This is a genomic window from Streptomyces sp. NPDC001220, assembly GCF_053597895.1.
In genome coordinates this window covers 82928-107660 of the sequence record NZ_JBSFJE010000024.1, presented here as the reverse complement: position 1 = coordinate 107660, position 24733 = coordinate 82928, and the positions used below count along the sequence as shown (strand labels likewise).

Sequence of the window (24733 nt, the reverse complement as noted above, 5' to 3'; positions counted from 1 at the left end):
AGGCCGCGCAGTCGGTGTTCGGTGCGGTCACGGTCGACACCCCAGGTCATCTCGCCCTTGGCGACCTTCGCACCGATCTGCGCTGCGATCAGCCGCTGCCGGGGTAGCGCTTCGGTCATCTCGTCGAGCAGGTCGGTCCATGCTGCCCGCTCAGGGTCTCCACGACCTCGCCCACAGTCGGAGAGCCCTGCCCGGGGGCAAGTACCAGAGACCGCCACCTGAACTGCTGGCGATGTACGGGGTATTGACGCGTAGCTGGTCTAGTCCATACCGTCTTCAACCATCGATGGTTCAACAGAGGAACCATCGTTCAGCTATGTGAACTTCTGCTGCAGCTTCCGAATGCTCTGTCTCGGCACCCCCACCTCGCGCGTCCCGCGTTCATGACAGGAGCCGTCCTGTGATCAGATCCGCTGCCAGAGCCCTCACCACCCTTCCCGCCGTCCTCGCGACGGCCGCCACCGTCCTCGTCGCCACCGGCGGCTCCGCGAGCGCCGCGACCAACCCGGGCCCCGGCTTCCCCGCCCACTACGCCGCGCCGTACGTCGAGACCTGGAACTCGCCCTCGGCCATGACCAACGCCCGCAACGCCACGGGCCTGAAGTACTTCACGCTCGCCTTCGTCATCGACGGCGGGGGTTGTAACGCCATGTTCAACGGCGACACTCCCGTCACCGACGCCGGCTGGACTTCAGCGATCAACTCCCTGCGTGCCGCGGGCGGCGACGTCATCGCCTCCTTCGGCGGCGCCTCCGGCACCGAGGAGGCCCAGGCCTGCACCACCGTGGCCTCGCTCAAGGCCCAGTACAAGAAGGTCATCGACACCCTCAACCTCACTCGGGTCGACTTCGACATCGAGGGCAGTGCGATCGCCGACACCGCCGCCAACGACCGCCGGAACAAGGCCCTCGCCCAGCTCCAGCAGGAGTACGCGGCCGCCGGGCGCAAGCTGGACGTCCAGTACACCCTGCCGTCCATGCCGAACGGCCTGGACGGCAACGGCACGAAGCTGCTGTCCAACGCCAAGAGCAACGGACTCACCGTCAATCTCGTCAACATCATGACGATGGACTACTACGACGGCACCCGGGACATGGGCAAGGCGGCCACCGACGCCGCCACCGCCCTGCGCACCCAGCTCGGCACCATCTGGCCGGAGAAGTCCGACGCCCAGCTGTGGGCGATGGAGGGCAACACCCCGATGATCGGGGTCAACGACGACGTCAGCGAGATCTTCACGACCGGCAACGCCACCACGCTCACCAACTTCGCCAAGTCCAAGGGCATCCAGGAACTCGCCTTCTGGGCACTCGGCCGCGACAAGGCGTGCGCCACCAACGGCCAGCTGTCCGACACCTGCAGCGGTACCCCGCAGAGCGCCTGGCAGTTCTCCAGCACCCTCAACACCGTGACCGGTGGTACGACTCCCCCGCCACCCACCGGCTCCACCGGCCAGATCACCGGCCTCGGCGGAAAATGCGTGGACGTCGCGGCGGCAAGCAGCGCCAACGGCACCGCCGTTCAGATGTATGACTGCAACGGCACCACGGCCCAGCAGTGGACCGTGGGTTCCGACAACACCATCCGCAGTCTCGGCAAGTGCATGGACCTCACCGCCGCCGGCACCGCCAACGGCACGAAGGTCCAGTTGTACGACTGCAACGGCACCGCCGCTCAGGTCTGGCAGCAGAGCAGCGGCGACACCCTGGTGAACCCCGCCTCCGGCAAGTGCCTCGATGTCACCGACAAGTCGACGGCCAACGGAGCCCGCCTGCAGATCTGGACCTGCGCCGGCGGCACCAACCAGCAGTTCCACTTGCCGGCCTGACGGGGAAGAACACCCGGCCCGTCCGGGCCAACTCCGACGCCCAGTCATAGGACGCTCCGTCACACAAGCGTGTGTGACGGAGCGCGGCACTTTGCGGGTGATCCCCCGCGTAGGGTCACCCTGTCGCAGAAGCAGGCCGCGGCGGTCGGGGGCAGCCGGAGGTGTGTGGGAGGGCCAGGTGTTACGCGCGTAAATTCTGCGACCGATGGCTTGCCGACGGCCCCTGAACTCACGATACTTCAGAATTGAACTTGTCAGGAGCACGTCCGACCCGCCCACCGGCGGGCTCGCGCCATACCCACTCGTCTCTCTGACCCGCATCCCCCCACAGGAGGAACGTATGCGGATCAAGAAGCTCAGCTCCGCGAGACGCACGGGACCGATCGCCACAGCGTCCGGCCCGATGGCAGCAACCGTACCCACGACCCCCACCCCTCGGACCATCGCCCGCCCAGGCGGGTCCCAGCCGAGGAAGCACCCGGCGTCCACCGAGCCCCGCTCCGCCGCCACCATCACCTTTCTCGGTGGCACGGCCGCCACAGGACACGCGGGCGGAACCGCCGGGCAGCCGCGACGCGGCGAGAGCACCGCACACAGGCCGCCGGCCCACCGCCGACGCGCGCGCCGCGCCCACGGCGCGCACGACGCCCGCGACGCCGATACGACCGCCGACGGCCGCGCGCGCACCGGGCGCGGCGAGGCACACGGCAACGCGCCCGACCGTGCCAGGACATTCACTCCGGCCCCCAGCGGCAGTGCCGCCCGCGGCGCACGCACCTCAACCCCCGCTTCCAGGCCCGTGACCGGGACGCCCAACACGTAAGCGGCACCAGCATGCGCTGACGGTCAGCCGGCCGCGTCCTCGCAGCACCCACACCGCCCCCACCGGCCCGCCGGGGGCACCTCACCGCCCTCTCGCGGCGGCCCTCCCTGTTCGCCCGCCCCCTGGTCTCGTCCCGTGAGATCAGGGGGCGAACGCGGAGTGCCGCAAGAGGGTGATCTGTCATGCACACCTCACATCTCTCAAGTGCCTCATCCACACGCTCCTTCCGTGCGCCACCCGCTGGAATCCGGCATTCCACTTCTGGAGGTCCCGTGAGATCGACCAAGTCGCTGTCCGTGCTCGCAACTCTGGGCGCCGCGGTACTCGTCAGCCTGGGTCTGGCCGCTCCGGCCGAGGCCGCCGGCCCGGTGTACGTCGCGCTCGGCGACTCGTACTCCGCCGGCAACGGAGCGGGCAACTACGACAGCGCGAGCGGCAGTTGCCACCGCAGCCTCAGTTCCTACCCCTACCTCTGGAAGAACGCGCACGCCCCGTCGTCCTTCGCGGACACGGCCTGCTCCGGCGCGGTCACCACGGACGTGACGAACTCCCAGCTCGGCCCGCTGAACTCCGCCACCACCCTGGTCTCCGTCACCATCGGCGGCAACGACGCGGGTTTCGCCGACGTCATGACGGCCTGCGCCACGGATTCGGACTCCGACTGCGTCAACCGGCTCAACCAGGCCGAGAGTTACGCGCGGAGCACCCTGCCCGGCCGTCTCGACGCCACCTACGACGCGATCCGGGCCAAGGCCCCCAACGCCAAGGTGGTCGTACTGGGATACCCGCACCTCTACACCCTCAACGTCTTCTGCGTCGGGCTCAGCGACACCAAGCACCGCAAGATCGACGAGGCCTCGGACGTCCTCGACAGCGTCATCCAGAGCAGGTCCGCCGCGCACGGTTTCGCCTTCGGTGACGTCCGCACCACGTTCAACGGGCACGAGCTGTGCTCCGGCGACGACTGGCTGCACTCCATCGTCATCTCGCCGACCTGGGAGTCCTACCACCCCACCGCCACCGGCCACGCCTCCGGCTTCTACCCCGTCCTCAACGCCAACAGCTGACCGGCCCTCAACCCCGCGCAGGCATCCCGGGCCGCCGGGGTGCCTGGGCGTGCTCTCCCCCTCACCTCCGGCCTGACCACCTCGCTGATCTGAGGCAGAATGGCCCACGGGCGCCTGCCGTGGCGGGCCGGGGCGAGGGGGCGGCGACGTGGCGCACTGGCAGGGAACCGACTTCACCGTGAACGGCCGCGAGCCGACCAGTGCGGAGGACTACTACCAGATCGGTCTGCACTGCTGGAACAGCGGTCAACACCGTGCCGCGGCCCCCTTTTTCCTGGAGACGGCCGCCTCCGCCGGCCATGACGCCGCCGTAGAACTCCTGGGGCACATCGCCTACCTGCAGGGGCACTACGCGATCGCGGTGCCGCTGCTGCGGCAGAGCACCGGTTCGCCGCGAGCGGCCTACTACCTTGCCTCGCTGTACCACCAGGGCTGCCCCGAGGCAGGTATGGCCCAGTCGCTCGACGAAGCATCCCGCCACTACCGGACCGCGGCTCGACTGGGCGAACCCGAAGCGATGCTCGCCCTGGGCGAGCTGTACCTGGAGCGGCTGCTGCCCCTGACGCGGACGCCCGCGGAGCACGCGCTGGAGCACTTCCTGGCGGCTGCCGAGCGTGGCCACCCCTATGCCCAGTACCGTGCCGCGGAGCTCTACCGCACCCTCTACCAGGACACCGAGCGCGCCGCCGCCCTCTACCGGTCCTGCCTGGACAACCCGATGACCGGCCGCCATCCGCTGGGCTCGATGATGACCCTGCAGAGCCAGGCACACCTGCGGGAGGAGGCGGCGATGCGGACGGCTCGCGCGGCGCAGCAACGGCGCGACGCCGTCAACCCCGTGGAACGACGAGGCGACTTCATCTGAGCATTGGACACTGGGCCCAGTGTCCAATGCCAATGCTCAGGGCCCTGGGCCGTGAGCCCTGAACGCCGGGCACGTGTACGGAGCGCGCCCCGGGCACCGGCGGCCACGCGCACCAGCCGGTCAAGCGCACGCCAGCACCCACAGGAAGACGGAGAGCGTCCGTATCAGCTCCCGCGTCTCCTCGGTCTGCACCCGCAGCGCATCCGGTACGTGCGTCAGCTCCCAGTCGGCCGGGTCCCGCGGCTCCTCAGGCTCGGCCTCCCAAAGGAACCGTACTTCTTCAGTGCTGGTCCGCAGTCCGGCGCAGGCGCGAGCCGTGGCGTCCAGGACCTGCGCCAGCGGCTCCGGGGGACCTCCGCCGTCGGCCGGTATCCCCCCGGCGGCCCCTGACAGGACGTCGGCGCCCCCGGACAGGACGTCGGCGAGGCCGACCAGGTGCGTTGCCCGTGCGAGCCAGCTCGGGGCCCGGCCACCCGGCGCGCCGCTACCGTCGGCCGGTTCCCGGTCCAGGGACATGCGTCCGCACAGGGTCCGTTCCCGGGCGCCGGGCTGCCATGTCCCCCGCTCCCGGAGAGCGTCGGCCCGCTGCATCGCCTGCCGGGCCAGCGCGATCACCGCCGGCCAGTCGCCGCGATCCCAGTCGGGTGTCGCCAGGAGTTCCCGGACTCGGTAGCCGACCGTCGCCGTCGGCCGCACTCCGGCAGGGGCGGACCGCGGGAGATCGGGTGTGAGGTGGGCGAGCAGTACGGGTCTGACCCCGGCCACCGCTTCGACGCCGCCCACCCCGATCCCGCCTACGCGGGCCGCGTCGGGCATCGGGCCTGCCGCCAGAGCAGCGGCCGCGGGGTCGCAGTAGCGCATGACGTCGGCCAGGGGAACTTCGTCGACGAGGATCCCGGCATCGTAGGCGGTCCGCCACAACAGCAGACCAAGGGTGTGCTGGCCGCTCCCCCACGGCCACTTCACGCGTGCGCCGGGATCGGAGGCGAACCGCCGGGCTGTCAGTGCGCCGAAGTGGAGATCCTGCTCCTGGTGCCAGGCGACCATCAGGCCCCCCTGACGACAGGCCCGCTCCCAGGCACCGCGCCCGTACGCGGCCCGGTGCCGCGACTCCCACCCGTCCGCGTCCAGCTCCAGGTCAGCGTCCACGTGACGAACCGTACCGGTGCGGCCTCGGCCGACCAGCGCCGAGGCCCCGGTCCGGAGCCCTGACACTCGTCGGCGAGCGCGAGACCTTATCGCACGGGCCGCAGATATATTCATCGATTCCATTTCTCAGTGCCATGACCAACAACTATTGGACTGCTGAATCATCGATTCCTAGGCTCGGCCAGGCAGGCCTTCGGTACGAGAAGACCTCGACCACCTGTCTTCCACACCCCGGAGGAGACGTCCGATGAAGCAACGCACGATCGGCGGTCAGACGGTTTCGGCCATCGGGCTCGGCGGCATGCCGATGTCCATCGAGGGCCGCCCCGACGCCCGCAGGTCGATCGCGACGATCCACGCCGCGCTCGACGCCGGTGTCACGCTCATCGACACGGCGGACGCGTATCACCGCGACGCCGGCGAGGTCGGGCACAACGAGGAGCTCATCGCCCAGGCTCTGCGCACCTACGGCCGGGGAGCTGACGACGTACTCGTCGCGACGAAGGGCGGTCACCTGCGGCCCGGCGACGGCAGCTGGACCGTGAACGGCGATCCGGCCCATCTCAAGCGTGCCGCCAAGGAATCGGCCAGGCGCCTGGGCGTCGAGGCGATCGGCCTCTACCAGTTCCACCGCCCCGATCCGAACGTCCCGTACGCCGACTCGATCGGTGCGATCCGTGACCTGCTCGACGAGGGCGTGATCCGCGGCGCAGGCATCTCGAACGCGACCGTGGAGCAGATCGACGAGGCGAACGAGATCCTGGGCGGTCGCCTCGACTCGGTCCAGAACCAGTTCTCACCCAGGTTCCGCTCCAGCCTGCGCGAGCTGGAACACTGCGCCGGACTAGGGATCGCGTTCCTGCCCTGGAGCCCACTGGGCGGCATTGCGAACGCGCCCGAACTCTCGGCGCACCACGCCGCTTTCCGCCAGGTCGCGGACGAGGTGGGCGTCAGCGTCTACCGCGTGACCCTGGCCTGGGAGCTTGCCCTCGCGCCCGTGGTGGTCCCGATTCCCGGGTCCTCTCGCCCCGAGAGCATCCGTGACTCAGCGGCGGCCACCGACGTCGAGCTCACCCCCGAGCAGATTTCCCGCCTGTCGGCGGCATGAGGCGCCCGGTACCGGCACCGCATACCCACTCACGGACAAGGACCCGATCGTGAAGACGTTCAAACTGCCCGGCACTGACATGGTCGTCCCGAACATCGTGCTCGGCCTGATGCGGATCCAGGACAAGAGCGACGCCGAGGTGCGCGAACTCCTCGCCACCGCCATGGACGCCGGCATCACGTTCCTCGATCACGCCGACGTGTACGGCAGCGAGCTGCACGGCTGCGAGCGCCGTTTCGCCGAGGCGATGCGGCTGAGCTCCTCGCAGCGGGAACAGTTGATCATCCAGTCGAAGGCGGGCATCGTCCGCGAAGGCCCTTACTTCGACTTCTCCTACGAACACATCGTGGAGTCGGTGGACGGTTCGCTCGAGGCTCTCGGCACCGACTACCTCGACATCCTGCTGCTGCACCGTCCCGACGCCCTGGTCGAACCCGAAGAGGTCGCGCGCGCCTTCGACGACCTCGCCACGGCGGGCAAGGTACGGGCCTTCGGCGTCTCTAACCACACCCCCCGGCAGATCGATCTGCTTCGCCGCCACGTCAGTCAGCCGTTGGTGGTGAACCAGCTCGAGCTGTCGATCACGCACGCCCCGCTCGTCGCGCAGGGCGTCGCGGCCAACATGCAGGGCCTGGACCAGTCGGTCAGCCGTGACGACGGGCTCCTGGACTACTGCCGACTGCACGACATCACCGTGCAGGCCTGGTCACCGTTCCAGGCCGGCTTCTTCGACGGACCGTTCCTCGGCTCGGAACGCCACACCGAGCTCAACGCCGTCATCGATCGCCTGGCGGCGAAGTACGGTGTGCCGCCCCTTGCCATCGCGACGGCCTGGATCACCCGTCATCCCGCCCGGATGCAGGTGGTCATCGGCACGACCACACCGCAGCGCGTCGCGGACGCCGCCCTCGGCTCGGACGTACCCCTGAGCCGTGCGGAATGGTACGAACTGTTCCGCGCCGCCGACTACATCGTGCCCTGACCGCCGACCCGAACTGACAGCGCGGACAGACGTCCTGGGCCACAGGCTTCTTCGTCGAAGGGCTCGTCGACAGAGTCCTCGACTGGGCGGATCAGGCGCCGGCGGCGTCTGATCCGCCGCGTCGGAGGGCAGGGCCTCGGCTTCGCCCAGTCGTCGGCGTCGACGGTGGCCGGCAGCGGCTCGCGGTCACGCAGCAGCCCGGGGATCCCAGCCCAGCGCTGGAGCGCGGTCTGTTCCTCGGTCAATCCGCCGGCCGGCGTGCCTGGTTCGCCTCGCGGAGGGCCTGCCAGGCGTCCGCTACCGGGCCGACGTGGCCGAGCTTGTCGGGGTTGTTCACCGTGCGGATCGTCTGGATCTGCCCATCGAGTACGTCAAGTGCCCAGGTGCTGAGGACCTGGCCATCTCGGTCGCGGAAGATCGCGCCCGGCTGGCCGTTCACCTGCTGCGGCTCGACGACGCCACCGCTTCTGACCACCAGCGGGACAAACGACGCCAGCGCCCGGAGCACGTTCTCCGCACCGAGCATGACGGGCTTGAACTGCGGGGCCTTGCCGCCGCTGTCGCCGACCATGTGAACGTCGGCGGCCAGCAGCTCGGTCAGTCCGTCGACGTCTCCTTCGCGGAAGGCGTCGAAGAAGCGTTCGGCGAGTTTCTCGCGTTCCTTCCCGTCCGCCTCGAACCGGACCCGGCCCGCGTCCATGTGACGGCGTGCCCGCACCGCGAGCTGGTGGCACGCCGCTTCCGACCGTCCCACGGCCGATGCGATCTCCGAGAAGCCGAAGGCGAACACCTCCCTCAGCACGAAGACCGCGCGCTCCAGCGGGGTGAGCCGCTCCAGCAGGAGCAGGGCCGCCATCGACACCGAGTCCGCCAGCTCAGCCGACCGCACCGGATCCTCGTACGGGTCGGTCAGCAGCGGTTCAGGGAGCCACGGTCCGGCATACTCCTCCCGCCGGACGCGGGCCGAGCGCAGTACGTCGATCGAGATCCGGGTGACCACGGTCGACAGGAACGCCCTGGCCGACCCGGGCCGGGTGGAGGCGGCCTGGTAGCGCAGCCATGTCTCCTGGACCGCGTCCTCCGCCTCGCTCACACTGCCCAGGAGCCGGTAGGCGATCGAGAACAACAGCGGCCGCAGCTCCTGGAACTCCTCTGTCTTGGTCACGCCGGATTCTCCTTGATCGTAGGCACCTTGACCGGCCCTGGTGTACGGACTTGTTCCGGCTCCACTCGCACGTTCGACGGTGGAACCCACACCCCCCGCAGCTGTCCGGGGACACCATCACCAGGGAACCGGACCCTCCGCACTGAAGAACCCTCCGGTCGGTCCGTCCGCGCCCGGCATGGCCAGGCGAACCACGGATGTGGCGCCCTGCGCGACCGTGAGGAACCCGGTGTGGTTGTTGCTGTCCGTGTCGACGAACCCGGGGGCGACCGCGTTGACCCGGATGCCCCGGCTCCGTAGCTCATTGGCGTACTGCACGGTCAGGGCGGTCAGCGCGGTCTTGGACGGCGCATACGCGGCGGACGGCAGGAGTGCCGTGAAGGGGCCGTCCGGATCGCTGGTGAGAGTCAGCGACGCGGCGTGACTGCTGACGTTGACGACGCGTGGCGCCGGTGACCGCCGCAACAGCGGCAGCATGGCATTGGTCACTTGGATCACCCCGAAGACATTGGTCTCGAACACCGCCCGAACCATGTCCAGGTCGACGGAGCTGGGGACCTGATCGTGGGCGTCTTCGGGCGACACCTGTCCGGAGCCGGTGATTCCGGCATTGTTGATCAGTACGTCGAGATGACCGAAGCGCTCCTCGAGCTGCTTCGCGGCCCCCTGGACGGTGGCCTGGTCAGTGACGTCCAAGGTGACCGCGTGCGCATTGCCGCCGGCCGCGCGCACCGCCGCAGCGGCCTCCTCGCCGCGCAGCGGGTCTCTGGCACCGATCACGACGGCCATGCCCAGCGCGGCGAGCTGCTCGGCAACGCCACGGCCGATCCCCTTGTTCGCCCCGGTGATCAGCGCGACCTCCTGGCGCGTGCTCTCCCCACTCATGATCTGCTCCCTGTTGTCGAGGCGGACTCTTCTCAGAACCTGTCTGCACAGCCTGAGACGAGACAGCCAGGCCATCTCTGACATGCGGGCGCAAGGAGCTCCTCACTTCCGGAGGCCGCCAGTCCCGGTTCCCCCGGCCGCGGCCAGGAAGCCCGCCTGCAGGCCGGCACGTCGTCGGCGCTGCGGCAACCGGTCACCACGACCATGATCGCCGCACCCGTCCCGGCCAAGCTCCGCGCCTGCTACTACCCGGCCACCGGACAGCCGGGCCGGGACTGCTTCAGCGGATGAGGCCGTCGGCAGGCACGCCGGCCCTCTCCGCCCGCGCCTTCGTGACCACTGCGGCGCCCTGCCTGCGCTGAACCGAGGGTGCCGTACGGAGTGTCAGAGGTCTGGCCTAATCTTCGCTCACCGGCTACAGGGCCGGTACAGGCCGCGCACAACGGCCGCACGCCCTTGGGGGGTTCGAATCACCGTGCGTATCCGCACACTTCCGGCTGCCGTCGCGACGGCAGCCCTCTTCAGCTCCGCTGTGCTGACGGCTGCCGGCCAGGCGGCCGCCGACACCAGCGTGCCGATCAGCGTCGGCACCGTGAACGACACGGTCGTCGACGGCGCCCACCAGCACCTCTACATCAGCGGCGACAACACCATCTCCGTCGTCGGCTACAACGGCAAGGTGCTCAACAAGCTCACCGGCCTGCCCCAGGTGTCCGATCTCCAGTTGAGCCCGGACGGCAGCACCCTGTACGCCGCGGTGACCGGAGCGGACAAGATCGTCGCGTTCGACACCACGACGCTCACGCAGACCGCCGAGTACCCGACCGGCGCCGGGACCGCACCGCGCTGGATCGCCCTCACCGAGGGACGGATCTGGTTCGGCTACGGCGACCAGTGGGAGTCCGGGCTCGGCAAGGTCGACCTGAGCGCCGACCCGGCCACCGTGACCCTCGACCTCGCCGGTGACCACGACTTCGCCACCACGCCGAGGCTGTTCGCCGACCCGGCGAACCCCACCTCCCTGGTCGCCCTGGACCCCGGCATCAGCAGCGGGCCGATCATCGTCTACGACATCTCCTCCGGCACCCCCGTCATCCGCGTCGCCGCGAACGAGGGCGGCTTCTACCGGGACGGCGCGCTCACCCCGGACGCACAGTCGATCGTCGTGGCCGGCCCGGGCAACCGCGCGGTCACCGAATACCGGCTCTCCGACCTTCAGATGGTCCACGAGTACCCGGTCAAGGACGAGCCGGAGACCGTCAGCGTCGCCCCGGACGGCACGGTCGCGGCGACCGCGCTCGACACCGAGAACACCGGCGACACCTACGTCTTCCCCGGCGGGGCCGACGCGCCCGCCAGCATCCGCAACCTGTCGGACTCCTGGATGCCGTGGGGCGGGCACTCGACGGCCTGGTCGGCGGACGGCACGAAACTGTTCGTGCTGACCGGGAGCACGGACTTCAGACAGCTGCAGACCGTCACCGAACCGCGCAAGTACGTCACGAAGCTGACCGTCGATGCTCCGTCCACCGGCACGCGCGGCAAGACACTCACCGTCAAGGGCACGCTCACGACCGGTCTGAAGCTGCCCGCCGGAACGCTGCTGAACGTCGTGCGCACCGACCTGCTGTCCCCGTCGGGCAAGTCGCTGGGCACCAGGGCGCTCGGCGCGAACGGTACCTTCTCCTTCACCGACGCGCCGCCTGCCGGCAGCAAGGTGCGCTACACGGTGACCTACGCCGGGGACGCCGCGCACACCCCGGCATCCGCCTCGGACACCGTCACCGTCCCCCGCGCCACGCCCGCCCTGACGCTCACCAACAACAAGAAGACGTACGCCTACGGCAAGAACGTCGTCTTCACCGCCCACCTCGGCACCACCTACAGCAACCGCACGGTGGAGATCTGGGCCGACCCCTACGGCGGCGACAAGCCGAACAGGCTCCTGAAGACCGGCAGGACCGACGCGCACGGCAACCTGTCGGCCACCGTCACCATGTCCCGGGACACCGCCGTGACCGTCGTCTTCAAGGGCGACGCCCGCTACGCCGGCCGGACCGTCAAGTCCACCGCCTACGCGCACGTGAAGACCGCCGGCTCACTGTCCAAGTACTACCGCACCGGCACGATCGGCTCGACCCGCTACCGCTACTACCACAAGAACACCGACGCGGTCCTGACCACCACGATGACCTACTACAAGGGCCGCAAGGAGCGCCTGGACCTCCAGGTCTACTCGGGCGGCAAGTGGTACACCACGGACTCGGAGTACTTCTCCCTCGGCACCAACGGCAAGTCCATCGTCAACCTCGGCCACCCCGGGAGATCCGGCGTACGCGCCCGGGTACGCACCTCGTACATCGACCCCTCCTCGGGCGACAGCGTGAACACCACGACGTACGGCACCTGGAACTACTTCTACTTCAGCAGCTGACCCAGCTCGGACACGGGACAAGAGCGGCGGCGCGCAGGACGTGCCGCCGCCCTTGCGCGCCCATGCCTCGACCGCCGGCACATCGGACCGGAGTGTGGAGTTTCCCCCAGGACCGCGGTACGGCGGTCTGGCGAGTTGCCCGGTAGGTGCCGCCTGATCGAACCCTCCGTCACTTGACGTCCTGGCGGGCGCGGTTGAGCGCCGGGGGCGACGGGCGACCGCTGTACGCCGCCCGCTAGCATCCCTTCCCATGACGAGGCGGGGGTGGCGACTGGGTGTCGTGGTGGTGCTGGCGGCGATCTGCGTCTCAGGTCCCGGGCGCCCGGAGCCCATCAGAAGGGCGTCGGACCTCGGCCCCCTGCCGGCCGACCGCTACGGCTTCACGCCGCAGGACTACCAGCGATCGCAGCGGGCATCGGCGTTGCTGGTCCGGCAGTGCATGGCGGAGCGCGGCCACCGGGACTTCCCGCTCGACCCCCGCTACCCCAGCGACCCCATCGTCGCCACCGCGGTCAGCACCGACTACGGCGTCCTGGATCTCGCCGCCGCCCGCCGCTGGGGATACGGCTGGGACCCGGCCAAGTCCCTGGCCTTCCGGCCGAAGGGCCGCCGGATGACCGACGCCGAGTATGCGGACTTCCCCGCCTGCGACGCCAGGGCAAGCGGGCGGCTGCTGCACGGCATCGACGTCAAGCAGGACTGGCTCTACGCGAGTACCCGGGCGGTCGAGGTCAACAAGGCGGTCAAGCGCGACCCGCGCCTCCGTACGGCGTGGGACGAGTGGTCCCGCTGTGTGGCAGAACAAGGATTCACGCGCTATCCCGACCCCGTCGCGGCGTACACGGACCCCGCCTGGCATCGGAGCAGTGACGGCAACACCCGGCACACGCGGCGGGAACGGGCCACCGCCGAAGCGGACGTCACCTGCAAGCGCCGCCACCACACGGCCGAGATCTGGCACGCCGCACTGGCGCGGCAGCAGGCCCTGGACATCACCCGTCACCGCGACCGCTACACCGCCGGGCTCCAGGCGCTGCGGACATACCGGACCACCATCGCCGAGGTGCTACGGAAACTCGGCTAGCCAGGCACCCGCGCATCACTGCGAGTCCCACGAGACCACGAGACCCGAAGTCGCCGCCCAGCCGACCGACCTCGCGCCTCGCGTACGACGGCGGCGTCCTTGGCATCGGTCCTGCCACGCGGTGGCTCTCGGAGGTCTCTCGTCGATCGAGACGCAGTGAACTTGGGTCTCGCCTGGTGCCTTCGTGCAGGGAAGGTTGCCGGGCTCGGGTACAAGTCCTCAGGCCGGTCAGCCGAGATAGTCCGCGCGCCCCTCGTCGTCAAGTTCGAAGGCGCCGTCGGGGATGATGCAGAACTCGTTGCCCTCAGGGTCCGCCATCACCAGGAAGCCGCCATCGGCGTACTGCTGCAGTCTGCGCCCGCCGAGCCTCTCGACCCGCTGCTGCTCGGCGGCGGGGTCGGGCGAGGAGATGTCGAAGTGCAGCCGGTTCTTGCCCGACTTGGGGTCGCTGGTCCGCTGGAAGCCCAGGCCGAGGCCGCTCTCTCGCCGCAGCCATACGTACGGGCCCATACGGCCCACGACCGGCCTGCCGAGCAACTCGGACCAGAACGCGGCAAGCCGCTCTGGGTCGGTCGCATCGATGATGAGGGCATTGACCTGCATAGGTGAGTCCGCCATGCCCAGATCATCCCAGAAGAGCGCGAGGCCACTCAGCGCCGGGACCCTGACCAGGGATGTGTGCGAGCCGGCGGGGGTGTGACTGCGCGCCTCGAGATGGGCTCATGGGCCGGCTGAGGCCGTGTGGGGACGGGACGGTGCCGAGGAGCTTCGCAGATCCGCCGTGGTGGCGCTCACCACGGCGACGGCGCCGAGGCACAGCAGGCCGCCGCTGACGAGGGCCGCTGTTCCCGAGGTGGCGTCTGCGACGAGGCCGCCGCGCAGGTTGCCGATGTCGGGTCCGGCTTGCCCGACGATCTGTTCGGCAGCGCTGACGCGTCCGCGTAGTTCGTGCGGGGTGTGCATCTGGACGACGGTGCTCCGGGAGACGACGGAGACGGTGTCGGCGGCGCCGGCCATGACCAGGAAGGCCAAACCGACCCAGGGGTTGGGCGACAGGCCGAACAGCGTCAACGATGCGCCCCAGGCGGCGGATCCGCCGAGCATGACCAGGCCGGGGCGGGGGAAGCGGGTGAAGGATCCGGAGAAGAGGGACGCGGCAACGCCACCGACGGCCACGGCTGTGAGGAACAGTCCGAGAGTGCGTGGGTCGTCGCCGAATCGTTCGGCGTTGATCAAGGGAAACAGGCTGATGGGCATCGACAGCACGGTGGTGGCCAGGTCTGTGAGCAGCGCTCCACGGATGACAGGAGTGCGGCCCAGGAAGGCCAGTCCGTCCAGCACGCCGCGCAGGCCGGGTCGAGCGGGCTCGTCTCCGGGGTTCATCTGCGGCAGGCCGAAAGCACCGTAGAGCGCGGCGATGAATGTGAGGGCGTCGATCAGGTAGCAGGCGCCGGCTCCCAGGCCGCCCACGATCAGTCCGCTCAGTGCGGGACCCAGCAGCATGGCGCCCTGGAAGGCGATCCGTCCCAACGCCAGGCCCGCGGCCAGCTGGTGCTTGGGCAGAAGGTGCGGAATGAAGGTGCGCGAGGCCGGGCCTCCGCCTGCGCCGAAGCAGGACTGGAGTGCGACCAGCCCCAGAACGCCGGCGGCAGGAACGTGTCCGAGGAAGCCCTGGAGTGCGAGGAGGAGCGAACACACCGCTTGCCCGCTGGTCGTGAGCAGGAAGAACTTCCGGCGGTCCACTCGGTCGACGAGTGACCCGGCAAAGAGTCCGAGCGCGACGAGGGGAACGGCCTGTGCCAGCCCGACGGCCCCTGTCCACGTGGTGCTCCTTGTCGACTGCCAGACCTGGAACATCACTGCGACGACAGTCATCTGGCTGCCGAACCCGGAAAGGGTCTGGCCGATCCACAATCGCCGGAACGGCGGCGAAGACCGTAACGGAGTCACGTCGATCAGCGTGTGTCTCATCCCCACGCGGGATCCTCGGCCAGCTTCTCGGCGATCCGGTCGTGGAAACTCTTGCGTGCCAAGGCCCGCTCGATATCGGTGACGACCCGGGAGAGCGGGTAGGGAACCTCGGCCTCCAGGTCGGCGACGGCGGCCTCGGTGGCCCGCCATTCCGCCGCCAGGCGGTCGACGACGTGGCGAGCCTTGTCGGTGAGCGTCACCTTCCTGGTGCGCGCGTCGTCGCCCACGACGGTCTGGACCCAGCCGGCCCTGCGCATCGCCGCGACTTTCTGGCTGAGCGCCGAATGCGTGCGTTGGACCGACTCGGCCAGTTCCGCGATGGTCATGGGGCCACGGGCGTGGAGCCGGAGCAGCTCCATGACGAAGCTGGGCTTGAGCCCGTCGATCCGCTGCTCGGAGTAGACCCGGGCGATGTCGGCGTCCATTGCCGCCTGGAGCAGGCGCAGAGGTCGCCAGAGGCTCTGCCGCGTCGGGTCGAGTGCGTGAGGTTCGGTCACGCGTCGAATCGTAACAGCGCTTATATAAGCACTGTTGCTTCTGCGTGACCGCGCTGAACGTCGCGGAAGAGAGCCGCGCCGACCACTCCCGGGACAAGTTCCGGCGCTGGAGGGACGCGAACAAGGACGGCTTCAACACCCACTCGGAGTTCCTTCGGTCGCCCACGTGGTCTTCGGCCAGGTGCCGCACGTGGGCGCGGAACCCGGGTCCAGGCACAGCTCGGCCAGCTCCACCCATGCCCTGAACTCCTCCTCTGTGGGGTTGTCCGGGAGTTCGGGTGTCATGGAGCGTCAGCACGCCCGTGCAGACCCGGAACCGGCAGGCACCGGACGGCGAGACCCTGGTGGCCGCCGTCATGCCGCTCGCCCACTGGAGCACGAAGCGCTCCGGTTACCGAACCACTGACCGGCCGACCGGCCGCCCTCCGCGACCTCCGCAACGTCCGCGGCCTCCGCCGCTTCCACGACCCCCGCCGCCAGCCGGATCAGAGCATCAGCTGGTCGATGGTGAAGGGAAGCGACCTCAGACGGCGGCCCGTCGCGTGGTGCACGGCGTTTCCGATGGCCGCGGCGAGCCCGACCAGACCGACCTCGCCGATGCCCTTGGTGCCGACCTCGCTCGCCCGGTCGGACCCGCCGCAGAAGATGACCTCCATGTCAGGGATGTCCGCGTTCACCGGCACCAGGTAGTCGCCGAACGTCGCGTTGGCGATGCGTCCCGTCCCGGCGTCGGTGACGGTCTCCTCGAAGATCGCCTGGCTGATGCCTCCGACGGTGCCGCCGACGATCTGGCTGGTGGCGGTCTTCTCGTTGAGAATGCGGCCGCCGTCGATCGCCGACACCACACGCGCGACGCGCAACAGCCCGAGCTGCGGGTCGATGCGCACCTCGACGAACTTGGCGCCGAACGCGCCGGCGGTGGCCATGCCGAGCCGCTCGGCGTCGGGCGGTGTGCTGCGGCCGTCCGCACTGAGCTCCTCCAGGCCGTGGCGGGCGAGGATGTCGGCATAGGCCTCACCGGCGCCGGGATCGTCGACGAGGTGCAGGCGGCCGTCGGTCACCTGCACGCCGTCCGGCTCCGCGCCTCGCAACGGGGAGGCGTCGTCGTCCCGCACCACGTCGAGGAACTCCCCGACGAGGTTGCGGCAAGCCGTGTGAACGGCGTTCGCCAGAGCCCCGGTCAGCCCCGACCCCCCGGCCTGCGGGGCGTAGGGCATGTCGGAGTCGCCGAGGTCGAAGCGGACTTTCCCGATGTCCAGGCCCAGGAGTTCGGCCGCCAGCTGTGTCATGACCGTGTACGTGCCGGTGCCGATGTCCGTGGCGGCGCTGCGCACATAGGCCGATCCGTCGCGGCGCAGCGACGCCCGCGCCTGGCAGGGCACCTGGTAGAACGGGTACGACACACTCGCCATGCCGTAGCCGACCAGCCACCGGCCGTCGCGCATCGAGCCGATCCCCGGCCTGCGACGGGACCAGCCGAACCTCTCGGCGCCCACGGTGTAGCACTCCCGCAGGGCGTTGCTCGACCACGGCAGGCTGAGCACGGGGTGGGTATCGGCGAAGTTGCGCACGCGCAGTTCGAGCGGGTCCATGCCGAGGGCGTGGGCCAGTTCGTCGACCGCGGATTCGAGGGCGAAGTTGCCCTGTGCCTCCGCGGGCGCGCGCATGGATCCCGGGCACGGGATGTTGAGCCTGGCCTGGCGGTCGCGTGTCACGACGTTCGGGCAGGCGTAGGACACCGCCGAGCACGAGGAGACGGGCTCGTAGTCGTCGTCCTCCATCGCCACCGAGGAGAGGCCGTGGTGCTCGATGGCGACCAGGTCACCGGACGAGGTGGCGCCGATCCTGATGTGCTGGACGCTGTTGGGGCGGTGGCCGACCGACGTGAACATCTGCGGGCGCGTCAGCACCAGTTTGACCGGGTGCTTCACCTCGCGTGCCGCCAGGACGGTCAGCACGGTGTGCGACCACACCCGCAGTCCGGCGCCGAAGCCGCCGCCCACGAAGGGCGCGAGGACCCGGATACCGCTCTCGGGGATGCCGAAGATCCGGGCGATCGAGGTGCGGACGTTGTGGGGCCACTGGGTGGAGTCGTGGATGGTGACGGAGTCGCCGTGCCAGGCGGCGATCGTGGTCATGAGCCCGAGCGGGTTGTTGGTGTTGTCCGGGGTGCTGTAGTCCGCCTCGACCACCACGTCGGCCCGGTCGAAGCCGGCGGCCACGTCTCCGCGCCGGGTGTCCAGCCCCCACGGGTTCTCGACGATCTCCGCCCGCGGGTCCCGTACGTCGAGGAGCGGATCGGCGGGTTCGTACGTCACGCGCACGAGGGAGGCGGCGTGCCGGGCCCGCTCCGGGCTGTCCGCGACGACGACGGCGATGTGCTGCCCGTAGTGCAGGATCCGGTCGTCCCGCAGGGGGGCCGGCGGGGACTGCCCGAGCAGGGTCACGGGTCCGCGTTCCAGCCGTGGGGCCGTCAGGTGCGTGATGACGGTGATGACGCCCGGGGCCGCCTGGGCGGCGGAGGCGTCGATGCCGCGGATGCGTCCGGCCGCGATCGTGCTGCCCACCAGGGCGGCGTGCACCAGGCCCGGGTAGCTGAAGTCGTTGGGGTAGTGCGCCGTCCCCGTGGTCTTCAGGGGGGCGTCCACCCGGTCGAGGCCCGCTCCGATGGAGGTGGGTGTGGCGAGGGTCGTCATGGGTGGCCTCCCGTGACGGTTTCGAGGGCGCGGACCAGTGTGCGTTTGGCCAGTTCGACCTTGAACGCGGTCCCCGGCAGGGTCCTGGCGCCCTCCAGGGCCGCCTCCGCGGCCGTCCTGAAGTTCTCGCCGTTCACCCGGCAGCCGCGCAGCACGCTCTCCGCGCCCCAGGCCCGCCACGGGATCGTGCCCACACCGCCCAGCGCGATCCGGGCTTCGGTGATCACGTCGCCGTCGAGTCGTACGGCCACGCCCGCGGACGTGAGGGCGAACTCGTAGGAGACGCGGTCGCGCACCTTCAGATAGTGGGACCGGGTCCCTTCGGGAAGCAGGGGGATCTCGACCTCGGTGATCAGCTCGCCGTGCCGCAGCATGTTCTCGACGTCGGGTGTGGTCCCGGGCGGGAGGTAGAACTGTGTCAGCGGGACGGAGCGTGGGCCGTCCTCGCCCTGTATCCCGACGATCGCGTCGAGTGCCACCAGCGGGACGGCGACGTCCGAGGCGTGCAGGGCGATGCAGTGCGCGCTGGTGCCGAGGATCGCGTGCATGCGCTGGGCGCCGGTGATCGCGGCGCACCCCGATCCCGGGTTCCGCTTGTTGCACGCGGCGACCGCCGGATCGCGGAAGTAGCGGCACCGGGCGCGCTGGAGCAGGTTGCCGCCGATGGTGGCCATGTTCCTCAGCTGCGTCGACGCGCCGAGCAGCAGGGCCTCCCGGACGAACGGGAGCCGTTCGTTCAGGGCCGGGTCCGCGGCGAGCTCCTCCATCGTGGTCAGCGCCCCGACGTGCACCGACGTGGCCGTGTGCATGATTCCCCTGAGCGGCAGCCTCGTGATGTCGACCAGGCGCTCGGGACGCAGGACGCCGTCCTTCATGAGGTCCAGCTGGGTCGTCCCGCCGGCGAGGTACGACGCGTGCCGGTCGCGGGAGACGGTCGCGACCGCATCGTCGGCGGCGGAGGCGCGCACGTACTCAAAGGGATGCATCGGTTCCCTCCGACGCGACCTCGCGGATCGCCGCGCGAATGTTGGGATACGCCCCGCAGCGGCAGATGTTGCCGCTCATGAACTCGCACACGTCCTCCTCGGTGCGGGCCCGGCCCTCGGCCATCAAGGAGACGGCGGACATGATCTGCCCGGGGGTGCAGTAGCCGCACTGGAAGGCGTCGTGCCGCGCGAACGCCGCTTGCATCGGGTGCGGCTCGTCGTTGTCGGACAGCCCCTCGATGGTGGTGATCTCCAGCCCGTCGTACTGGGCGGCCAGCCCCAGGCAGGCGACGATGCGCTTTCCCTCGACGAGGACGGTGCAGGCGCCGCAGGCACCCTGGTCACAGCCCTTCTTGGCTCCTGTGAGACCGAGGTGGTCGCGCAGCGCGTCGAGGAGTGTCACCCGGGAATCGATCCGCAGGCGATAGACATCGCCGTTGACGTGCAGAGTGACGTCCACATCGGGAATGCCGGAAGCTGCCTGTCCGGGGCGCGCCGTGGTCTCGACGTACTTCATAGCGCCTCAGTTCTTCGATCCAGTCCGGGGGGAACGCTTCACCGTCCGGAGCGGTATCTGTCCGATGGTAGAACCGGATCGGCCTGTTCGCCTGCCCTGGAGGTGCGGTCCCCTTCCCGGGGCAGACGCTCCCTGTTTCGGCGGTCCGGCGCGGTGCACTCGAATGGCGAATACCAGGGAATTCCGGGCCACCGCGAGCGCCGTCTTCGTGCTGATGGTGGACGACGGTGAGCAGTTGCTCAGCATCCGGTCTACGGCGACAGCGGAATGGGTACGGTTGCCTGGGGAGTCCTCGGTGATCAGCGCCGGGACGCAGATCGTGATGAGCGGTCTGGGGCGAGCACGGGGTGACGATGGTTTACCTGGTGATAACTGCGACAGCGCTCGTGTCCATCGTGGCCGCCGCGGTGATCACACTGGTGCGCCGCGATCGGCGCCGGATGGCTGCCAGTCCGGAAGCACAGCGAATCGAAGCGGCGGCTACGAGAACCTTTCGCGATGCGCGTCGGCAGGCTCATGGCTATGAGCATTTCGGCGATGCCAGTGGCAGTATCAGTGCCCTGCGGGATCGTGACTCCCGTTCGTAAGGCGCTCGTCTCGCCGACGGCGTGAGGGTCGGCCTTTTCCCCGGTGTCCGGGGCCGGCGCTCGCGGACCGAGCACCAGTCTCCGTGCCAGGCGCCGTGAACCAGCGGCACGGTGGGGCGCGCCGTTAGCTCCGCCCGGTCCCCGGATGCCCCGTCCAGCCACGTTTGCCATGCTGAATTGGCCGGGGTATGGAAGGAAGTGGCTGATGTGAGCGCCACAGATGAGACACCGCGACATCCGCCCGAGTCCGGCACCAAAACGGCTGACGTGGTCGTCGACCAGTACGGCGTGATCGCGAGATGGAGTGCGGCGGCGGAACGGTGTCTGGGCTTCACCGCCTCGGAAGTCGAGGGCGAGGCGGCCAGCGACTTCCTGGCCGCTCGGCAGGAAGCGCGGCTGGACGAGGCCGACCGTGTCCGCCGGGGCCGGGAAGCACCGGTGGCCCTTCGATGCCGCGACGGCGGCACCGCGGCGTTTCAGGTCCGTATCTGCCCGACCGCCGAACCTCCCGGCTGCTGGGACGTGGTCCTGACCCCCATGGCCGAGATCTCCGAGGCGCGGGCAGTGGACGACGCCGTCCTCGACGCCCTGTTCAACCGCTCCCCCACGAGTCTCTGCGTGTACGACCCGGAACTCAGACTACGACGCTTCAATCCGGCGGCACGGGGGATGCCAGGCGTCTTCGGCGAGGACTCCATCGGCCGGACCCCTTTCGAAATCTGGCCGGAGTCGAACTCCGATGCTTTTGAAGACGACATGCGGCGCGTCCTGGAGACCGGCGTCGCGCGGATCGGCTTCGAGAAGCGGGGCCGGCCGCCGGACGATCGTGAGCACGAACGCATATTCAGCAATTCCATTTTCAGGCTGGAGGATTCCTCCGGCCATGTCCTGGGCCTGGCGACCACCGCGGTGGAGATCACCGAGCAGCGCCGCGCCGAACAGCAGATCGCTCTGCTCGCGGAGGCCAGCTCGGTGATCGGCACGTCGTTGGACGTGATGCAGACCGGTCAGCAGCTGGCGAACGTCAGCGTGCCCCGCCTCGCGGACGCCATCACCATCGATCTGTTCGCCCCGGTCCTCGCAGGGGAGAACCCCGCCGCCAGGTCGCCCGCTCCCACGGCGAAGGACCTCCTGAGAGTGGGCATGCGTTTCGCCTGCGACCGGTTCGACCTCACGAAGACCAGCCGCCCGGGATTCCCCTACCCGTCCTCGGTGGCCTCGCTGATCCAGACCCCTGAGCCGCGGCAAGGAGTCACCGACCTGCCGGCCGACGACGGGGAGCCGCTGTATCGGGGCACGGGCGGCAAACGGTCCGCGCATTCCCTGGTGCTGCCGGTGACCGCCCGCGGGACGGTGCTGGGCTTCGTGTCGTTCTACAAATTCGGATCGAGCGGCCCGTTCACCGAGTTCGACGTCATGACCTGTCGCGAGCTGGTCTCCAGGGCCGCTCTCAGCATCGACAACGCTCGGCAGTACACCCGTGAATACAACACGGCGCGCGGTATGCAACGCGACCTCTCTCCGCAAGGGATCGTCGATCACGGTGCTGTGGAAACGGCTCACTACTTCGCTCCCACCTCATCGGAAGCGAACTGGTTCGACGTCATTCCCATCTCGGGCGCCCGCGTCGCACTGGTCCTCGCGGCCACCGACGAAGCCGGCCTGCGTGGCGCGGCCACCATCGGCCGCCTCGGGGCGGCGGTGCACACTCTCACGCATCTGGATCTGAGTCCGGAGGAGGTGCTGGCCCGCCTGGACGGCGTGGTGAAGAGCATTTCGGGCTTCCAGGCGTCCGGTACGGGCGAAGGTGAGAGCGGTACCGCGGCCATGGACCTCCGGTGTGTGTACGCCGTGTACGACCCGGCCACGGGCCGGCTCTCCATTGCGAGCGCCGGGCATCATCTTCCGGTCATCGCCCGCCCGGACGGGGAGATGAACGTGCCGGCTGCGCCGGTCGGCCCTCCACTGGGGACCTCGGAAATGCGCGCCAAGGCGGCGGAACTGCGTCTGGAGGCGGGCAGCACTCTGGTGTTCTCGTCGTCCTTCCGTGACTCGCCCACCGCTTCCGCTTCCGACGAGCAAGAGCATTTGATGCAGGCGCTGTCGGCTGGGGCGGACGTACCTCTGAAAGACCTGAAGGAGAAGGTGCTGGAGACCATCCACCCCGGGCCCTCTCCATCCGAAGGAGAAGTGCTTCTCCTGGCACGCACCCAGTGTCTGAGCGCCGACAACTTCATCACCTGGGAGTTCCCCGCCGATCCGGCCGTCGTCGCGACGGCACGCAGTCTGGTCGAGCACCAGCTCTGCATCTGGGGGCTGGAGAACGCCGTGTTCACGACCGAACTCGTGGTGAGCGAACTGGTCACCAACGCGATCCGCTACGCGAGCGGGCCCTTCGGCCTGCGGTTGATACGCGACCACCATGTGCTCATCTGCGAGGTCTCCGACACGAGCGCCACGGCCCCACACCTCCGGTACGCGCGCTCCAGCGACGAGGGAGGACGAGGCCTGTTCCTGATCGCGGAACTGACCGACCGTTGGGGAACCAGATTCGGCTCCGACGGAAAGACGATCTGGACCGAACAGGACCTCGAGGCGGCGTGATGTCGCGGCTGGATCGTGGTGGTGGCCGAGGGTGATGCGTACTCCGATGAGGCTCGAAGTGTCGGCCGCGGTCGGGGTCGTGTCTCGTCTGCCGTCGCGGGAACCGCGCACCCTGGCAACGCGTGAGCTGCCGCGCTCACGGATCGACGGCGCGGATCTGCGCGTTCACGTCGCCGACGCCACCCGCGCCCTTTGGAGCCGGGAGCACGACGAAGAGAATCCGTCGGAGCAGGCACGCTTTCGGCTGTCCCAGCACGACGGCGTGAAGCCCCACAGAGGAGGGAGGAGTCTTCGGAGCGTGGGTAGTGCAGGAATTCGATGCGCTGCATGGCCGTCATCCTGATGGGCGAGGACTGCCCGCGCGACCCGTCTTGGTTGCCGCGGTGGCCGCCTCGGCCCGCGAACCTGGCTGCGGAGTCGGGGACGAACACGGCTCAGGGTGAACGCGTGCGGTCGCGCGACCAGTTCGGTGCGGCGGGCTCGTCGAGGTGTCCGGCCGCCTTCCGCCATGCGGCCGTCACCGCGCCGTGGGCCTGTGCGGTACACGCTGCCCGGTCACCGGTCAGTGTGAGCGGTGACCCGACGTGGACGTGCAGGGACGGGCGGCGCAGTGGTGCGGTGAGCAGCCCGGCGATCTGCTTGCCGGTCCTGCCCGAGGTGATGCGCCGGGCTCCTGCCTGGCCGACGGGTACGACGGGGGCGCCGGTGCGTTCGGCCAGCCGCGCCAGGCCGCTGCGGAAGGCGGCGGGCGCGGCCTCGGCGGCGTCGGTACGGAGCGGGAGTCTGCCTTCGCCGTAGATGAGGACCATGCGTCCTTCACCCAGGGCGGCGGCGGAGAGGTCGAGGCAGCGATCAGCACGGCGGTCGTTGCGGTGTACCGGGATGTGGCCTTCGCGGGCGAGCGCGCGGCCCAGCAAGGGGATGCGCCACAGGCCCGCGGCCGCCATGACGGCCGGCTCGGCGCCCAGGCGGCGCAGCGCGGCGAGAACGACGGCCGGATCGGCGAGGGAGGTGTGGTTGACGACGATGATGCTGCCGGGCGTGAAGGCGGCACCGGTGTCGGCGGTCACGGTGAGTCGGCCGACGGCCGGCAGCAGGACCTCGGCAAGGCGGCTGAGCATGAGGTCTCCCGGTCCCGACGATGAGATCTTCATTCTCGAGGGCCGACGGGGGCCGGGGCGTGAGCGCATCTACTCAGCTCCAACGGTGCTCGGTACTCAACCCGGGCGGCATCGTTTCGTTGGCAAGGGAGAGCCTGTAGGACGCCACGGCAGGGCGCACCAAGGATGCTGCGGCAGGGCTTAGTTCATAGCTTGATTTAACTAATGAGTTTCGTCGCTCGGCAAGCCTTCGGAAGCTGGAATCTTTCCGGGTCCTCTTCCGCCGGATCCCTTGACACCTTGATGACATGCCCTCAACACTCCTGGTCGGGAGAGCGCTCTCCCGACGTCTCCCGGCGCCCCCACGTCAGCTCGCCTGACGTCA

General features: G+C 69.5%; 18 protein-coding genes and 1 pseudogene. 8 read left to right on the top strand and 11 right to left on the bottom strand.

Annotated elements, in window-relative coordinates:
- Positions 1-400 precede the first annotated feature (400 nt).
- The 3 genes from ACWDGI_RS39835 (at position 401) to ACWDGI_RS39825 (ending at position 4583) form a co-directional block, all read left to right on the top strand.
- Positions 401-1828, top strand: a complete 1428-nt coding sequence (locus ACWDGI_RS39835; protein WP_450767778.1) for a ricin-type beta-trefoil lectin domain protein — start codon at positions 401-403, stop codon at positions 1826-1828.
- A gap of 1095 nt (positions 1829-2923) precedes the next feature.
- Positions 2924-3718, top strand: coding sequence for an SGNH/GDSL hydrolase family protein (locus ACWDGI_RS39830; protein WP_450767776.1), 795 nt, complete (start codon positions 2924-2926; stop codon positions 3716-3718).
- Between the two features lie 148 nt (positions 3719-3866).
- Positions 3867-4583, top strand: coding sequence for a tetratricopeptide repeat protein (locus ACWDGI_RS39825; protein ID WP_450767774.1), 717 nt, complete (start codon positions 3867-3869; stop codon positions 4581-4583).
- 120 nt (positions 4584-4703) lie between these two features.
- Here the strand turns inward: ACWDGI_RS39825 and ACWDGI_RS39820 are convergent, their stop codons facing one another.
- A complete protein-coding gene (locus ACWDGI_RS39820; protein ID WP_450767772.1) occupies positions 4704-5732 on the bottom strand; it encodes a hypothetical protein in 1029 nt (342 codons plus the stop codon).
- 247 nt (positions 5733-5979) lie between these two features.
- Between ACWDGI_RS39820 and ACWDGI_RS39815 the strand changes: the two genes are divergently transcribed.
- Positions 5980-6840: an aldo/keto reductase gene (locus ACWDGI_RS39815; RefSeq protein WP_450767770.1), complete on the top strand. Its 861-nt coding sequence runs from the start codon at positions 5980-5982 to the stop codon at positions 6838-6840.
- A 49-nt stretch (positions 6841-6889) separates the two neighbouring features.
- Positions 6890-7822, top strand: a complete 933-nt coding sequence (locus ACWDGI_RS39810; RefSeq protein ID WP_450767768.1) for an aldo/keto reductase — start codon at positions 6890-6892, stop codon at positions 7820-7822.
- A gap of 241 nt (positions 7823-8063) precedes the next feature.
- On the opposite strand, the gene ACWDGI_RS39805 is transcribed toward ACWDGI_RS39810, so the two are convergent.
- A complete protein-coding gene (locus tag ACWDGI_RS39805) occupies positions 8064-8987 on the bottom strand; it encodes an RNA polymerase sigma-70 factor (protein WP_450767766.1) in 924 nt (307 codons plus the stop codon).
- 117 nt (positions 8988-9104) lie between these two features.
- Positions 9105-9872 (bottom strand): SDR family NAD(P)-dependent oxidoreductase, encoded by a 768-nt coding sequence (locus tag ACWDGI_RS39800; RefSeq protein WP_450767827.1) that lies wholly within the window; start codon positions 9870-9872, stop codon positions 9105-9107.
- 475 nt (positions 9873-10347) lie between these two features.
- Between ACWDGI_RS39800 and ACWDGI_RS39795 the strand changes: the two genes are divergently transcribed.
- A complete protein-coding gene (locus ACWDGI_RS39795) occupies positions 10348-12306 on the top strand; it encodes a YncE family protein (RefSeq protein ID WP_450767764.1) in 1959 nt (652 codons plus the stop codon).
- A gap of 250 nt (positions 12307-12556) precedes the next feature.
- A complete protein-coding gene (locus ACWDGI_RS39790; protein ID WP_450767762.1) occupies positions 12557-13390 on the top strand; it encodes a hypothetical protein in 834 nt (277 codons plus the stop codon).
- Between the two features lie 228 nt (positions 13391-13618).
- On the opposite strand, the gene ACWDGI_RS39785 is transcribed toward ACWDGI_RS39790, so the two are convergent.
- From ACWDGI_RS39785 to ACWDGI_RS39755, 7 genes and pseudogenes are all read right to left on the bottom strand, one after another.
- On the bottom strand, positions 13619-14008 hold the full coding sequence (locus tag ACWDGI_RS39785; protein WP_450767760.1) for a VOC family protein: 390 nt from the start codon (positions 14006-14008) through the stop codon (positions 13619-13621).
- 102 nt (positions 14009-14110) lie between these two features.
- Positions 14111-15367, bottom strand: a complete 1257-nt coding sequence (locus ACWDGI_RS39780) for an MFS transporter (protein ID WP_450767758.1) — start codon at positions 15365-15367, stop codon at positions 14111-14113.
- Complete coding sequence (locus ACWDGI_RS39775; RefSeq protein ID WP_450767756.1) at positions 15358-15858, bottom strand: MarR family winged helix-turn-helix transcriptional regulator; 501 nt, start codon at positions 15856-15858, stop codon at positions 15358-15360. Before ACWDGI_RS39775 ends, ACWDGI_RS39780 begins: the two co-directional genes overlap by 10 nt.
- A gap of 157 nt (positions 15859-16015) precedes the next feature.
- A pseudogene (locus ACWDGI_RS39770) lies at positions 16016-16149 on the bottom strand (MerR family transcriptional regulator); the annotation flags it as partial.
- 194 nt (positions 16150-16343) lie between these two features.
- A complete protein-coding gene (locus ACWDGI_RS39765) occupies positions 16344-18554 on the bottom strand; it encodes a xanthine dehydrogenase family protein molybdopterin-binding subunit (protein WP_450767754.1) in 2211 nt (736 codons plus the stop codon).
- Positions 18551-19540, bottom strand: a complete 990-nt coding sequence (locus ACWDGI_RS39760; protein ID WP_450767752.1) for an FAD binding domain-containing protein — start codon at positions 19538-19540, stop codon at positions 18551-18553. Before ACWDGI_RS39760 ends, ACWDGI_RS39765 begins: the two co-directional genes overlap by 4 nt.
- Positions 19527-20057 (bottom strand): (2Fe-2S)-binding protein, encoded by a 531-nt coding sequence (locus tag ACWDGI_RS39755; RefSeq protein ID WP_450767750.1) that lies wholly within the window; start codon positions 20055-20057, stop codon positions 19527-19529. Before ACWDGI_RS39755 ends, ACWDGI_RS39760 begins: the two co-directional genes overlap by 14 nt.
- 854 nt (positions 20058-20911) lie before the next feature.
- Between ACWDGI_RS39755 and ACWDGI_RS39750 the strand changes: the two genes are divergently transcribed.
- On the top strand, positions 20912-23248 hold the full coding sequence (locus tag ACWDGI_RS39750) for a SpoIIE family protein phosphatase (RefSeq protein ID WP_450767748.1): 2337 nt from the start codon (positions 20912-20914) through the stop codon (positions 23246-23248).
- Between the two features lie 434 nt (positions 23249-23682).
- On the opposite strand, the gene ACWDGI_RS39745 is transcribed toward ACWDGI_RS39750, so the two are convergent.
- Positions 23683-24369, bottom strand: coding sequence for a lysophospholipid acyltransferase family protein (locus ACWDGI_RS39745; RefSeq protein ID WP_450767746.1), 687 nt, complete (start codon positions 24367-24369; stop codon positions 23683-23685).
- Between the last annotated feature and the right edge of the window lie 364 nt (positions 24370-24733).

Coding starts and splice junctions, on each gene's coding strand:
- ACWDGI_RS39815 (WP_450767770.1), top strand. CDS start 5,980: ATGAAGCAACGCACGATCGGCGGTCAGACGGTTTCGGCCATCGGGCTC.
- ACWDGI_RS39800 (WP_450767827.1), bottom strand. CDS start 9,872: ATGAGTGGGGAGAGCACGCGCCAGGAGGTCGCGCTGATCACCGGGGCG.
- ACWDGI_RS39790 (WP_450767762.1), top strand. CDS start 12,557: ATGACGAGGCGGGGGTGGCGACTGGGTGTCGTGGTGGTGCTGGCGGCG.
- ACWDGI_RS39785 (WP_450767760.1), bottom strand. CDS start 14,008: ATGGCGGACTCACCTATGCAGGTCAATGCCCTCATCATCGATGCGACC.
- ACWDGI_RS39765 (WP_450767754.1), bottom strand. CDS start 18,554: ATGACGACCCTCGCCACACCCACCTCCATCGGAGCGGGCCTCGACCGG.
- ACWDGI_RS39760 (WP_450767752.1), bottom strand. CDS start 19,540: ATGCATCCCTTTGAGTACGTGCGCGCCTCCGCCGCCGACGATGCGGTC.
- ACWDGI_RS39755 (WP_450767750.1), bottom strand. CDS start 20,057: ATGAAGTACGTCGAGACCACGGCGCGCCCCGGACAGGCAGCTTCCGGC.
- ACWDGI_RS39745 (WP_450767746.1), bottom strand. CDS start 24,369: ATGCTCAGCCGCCTTGCCGAGGTCCTGCTGCCGGCCGTCGGCCGACTC.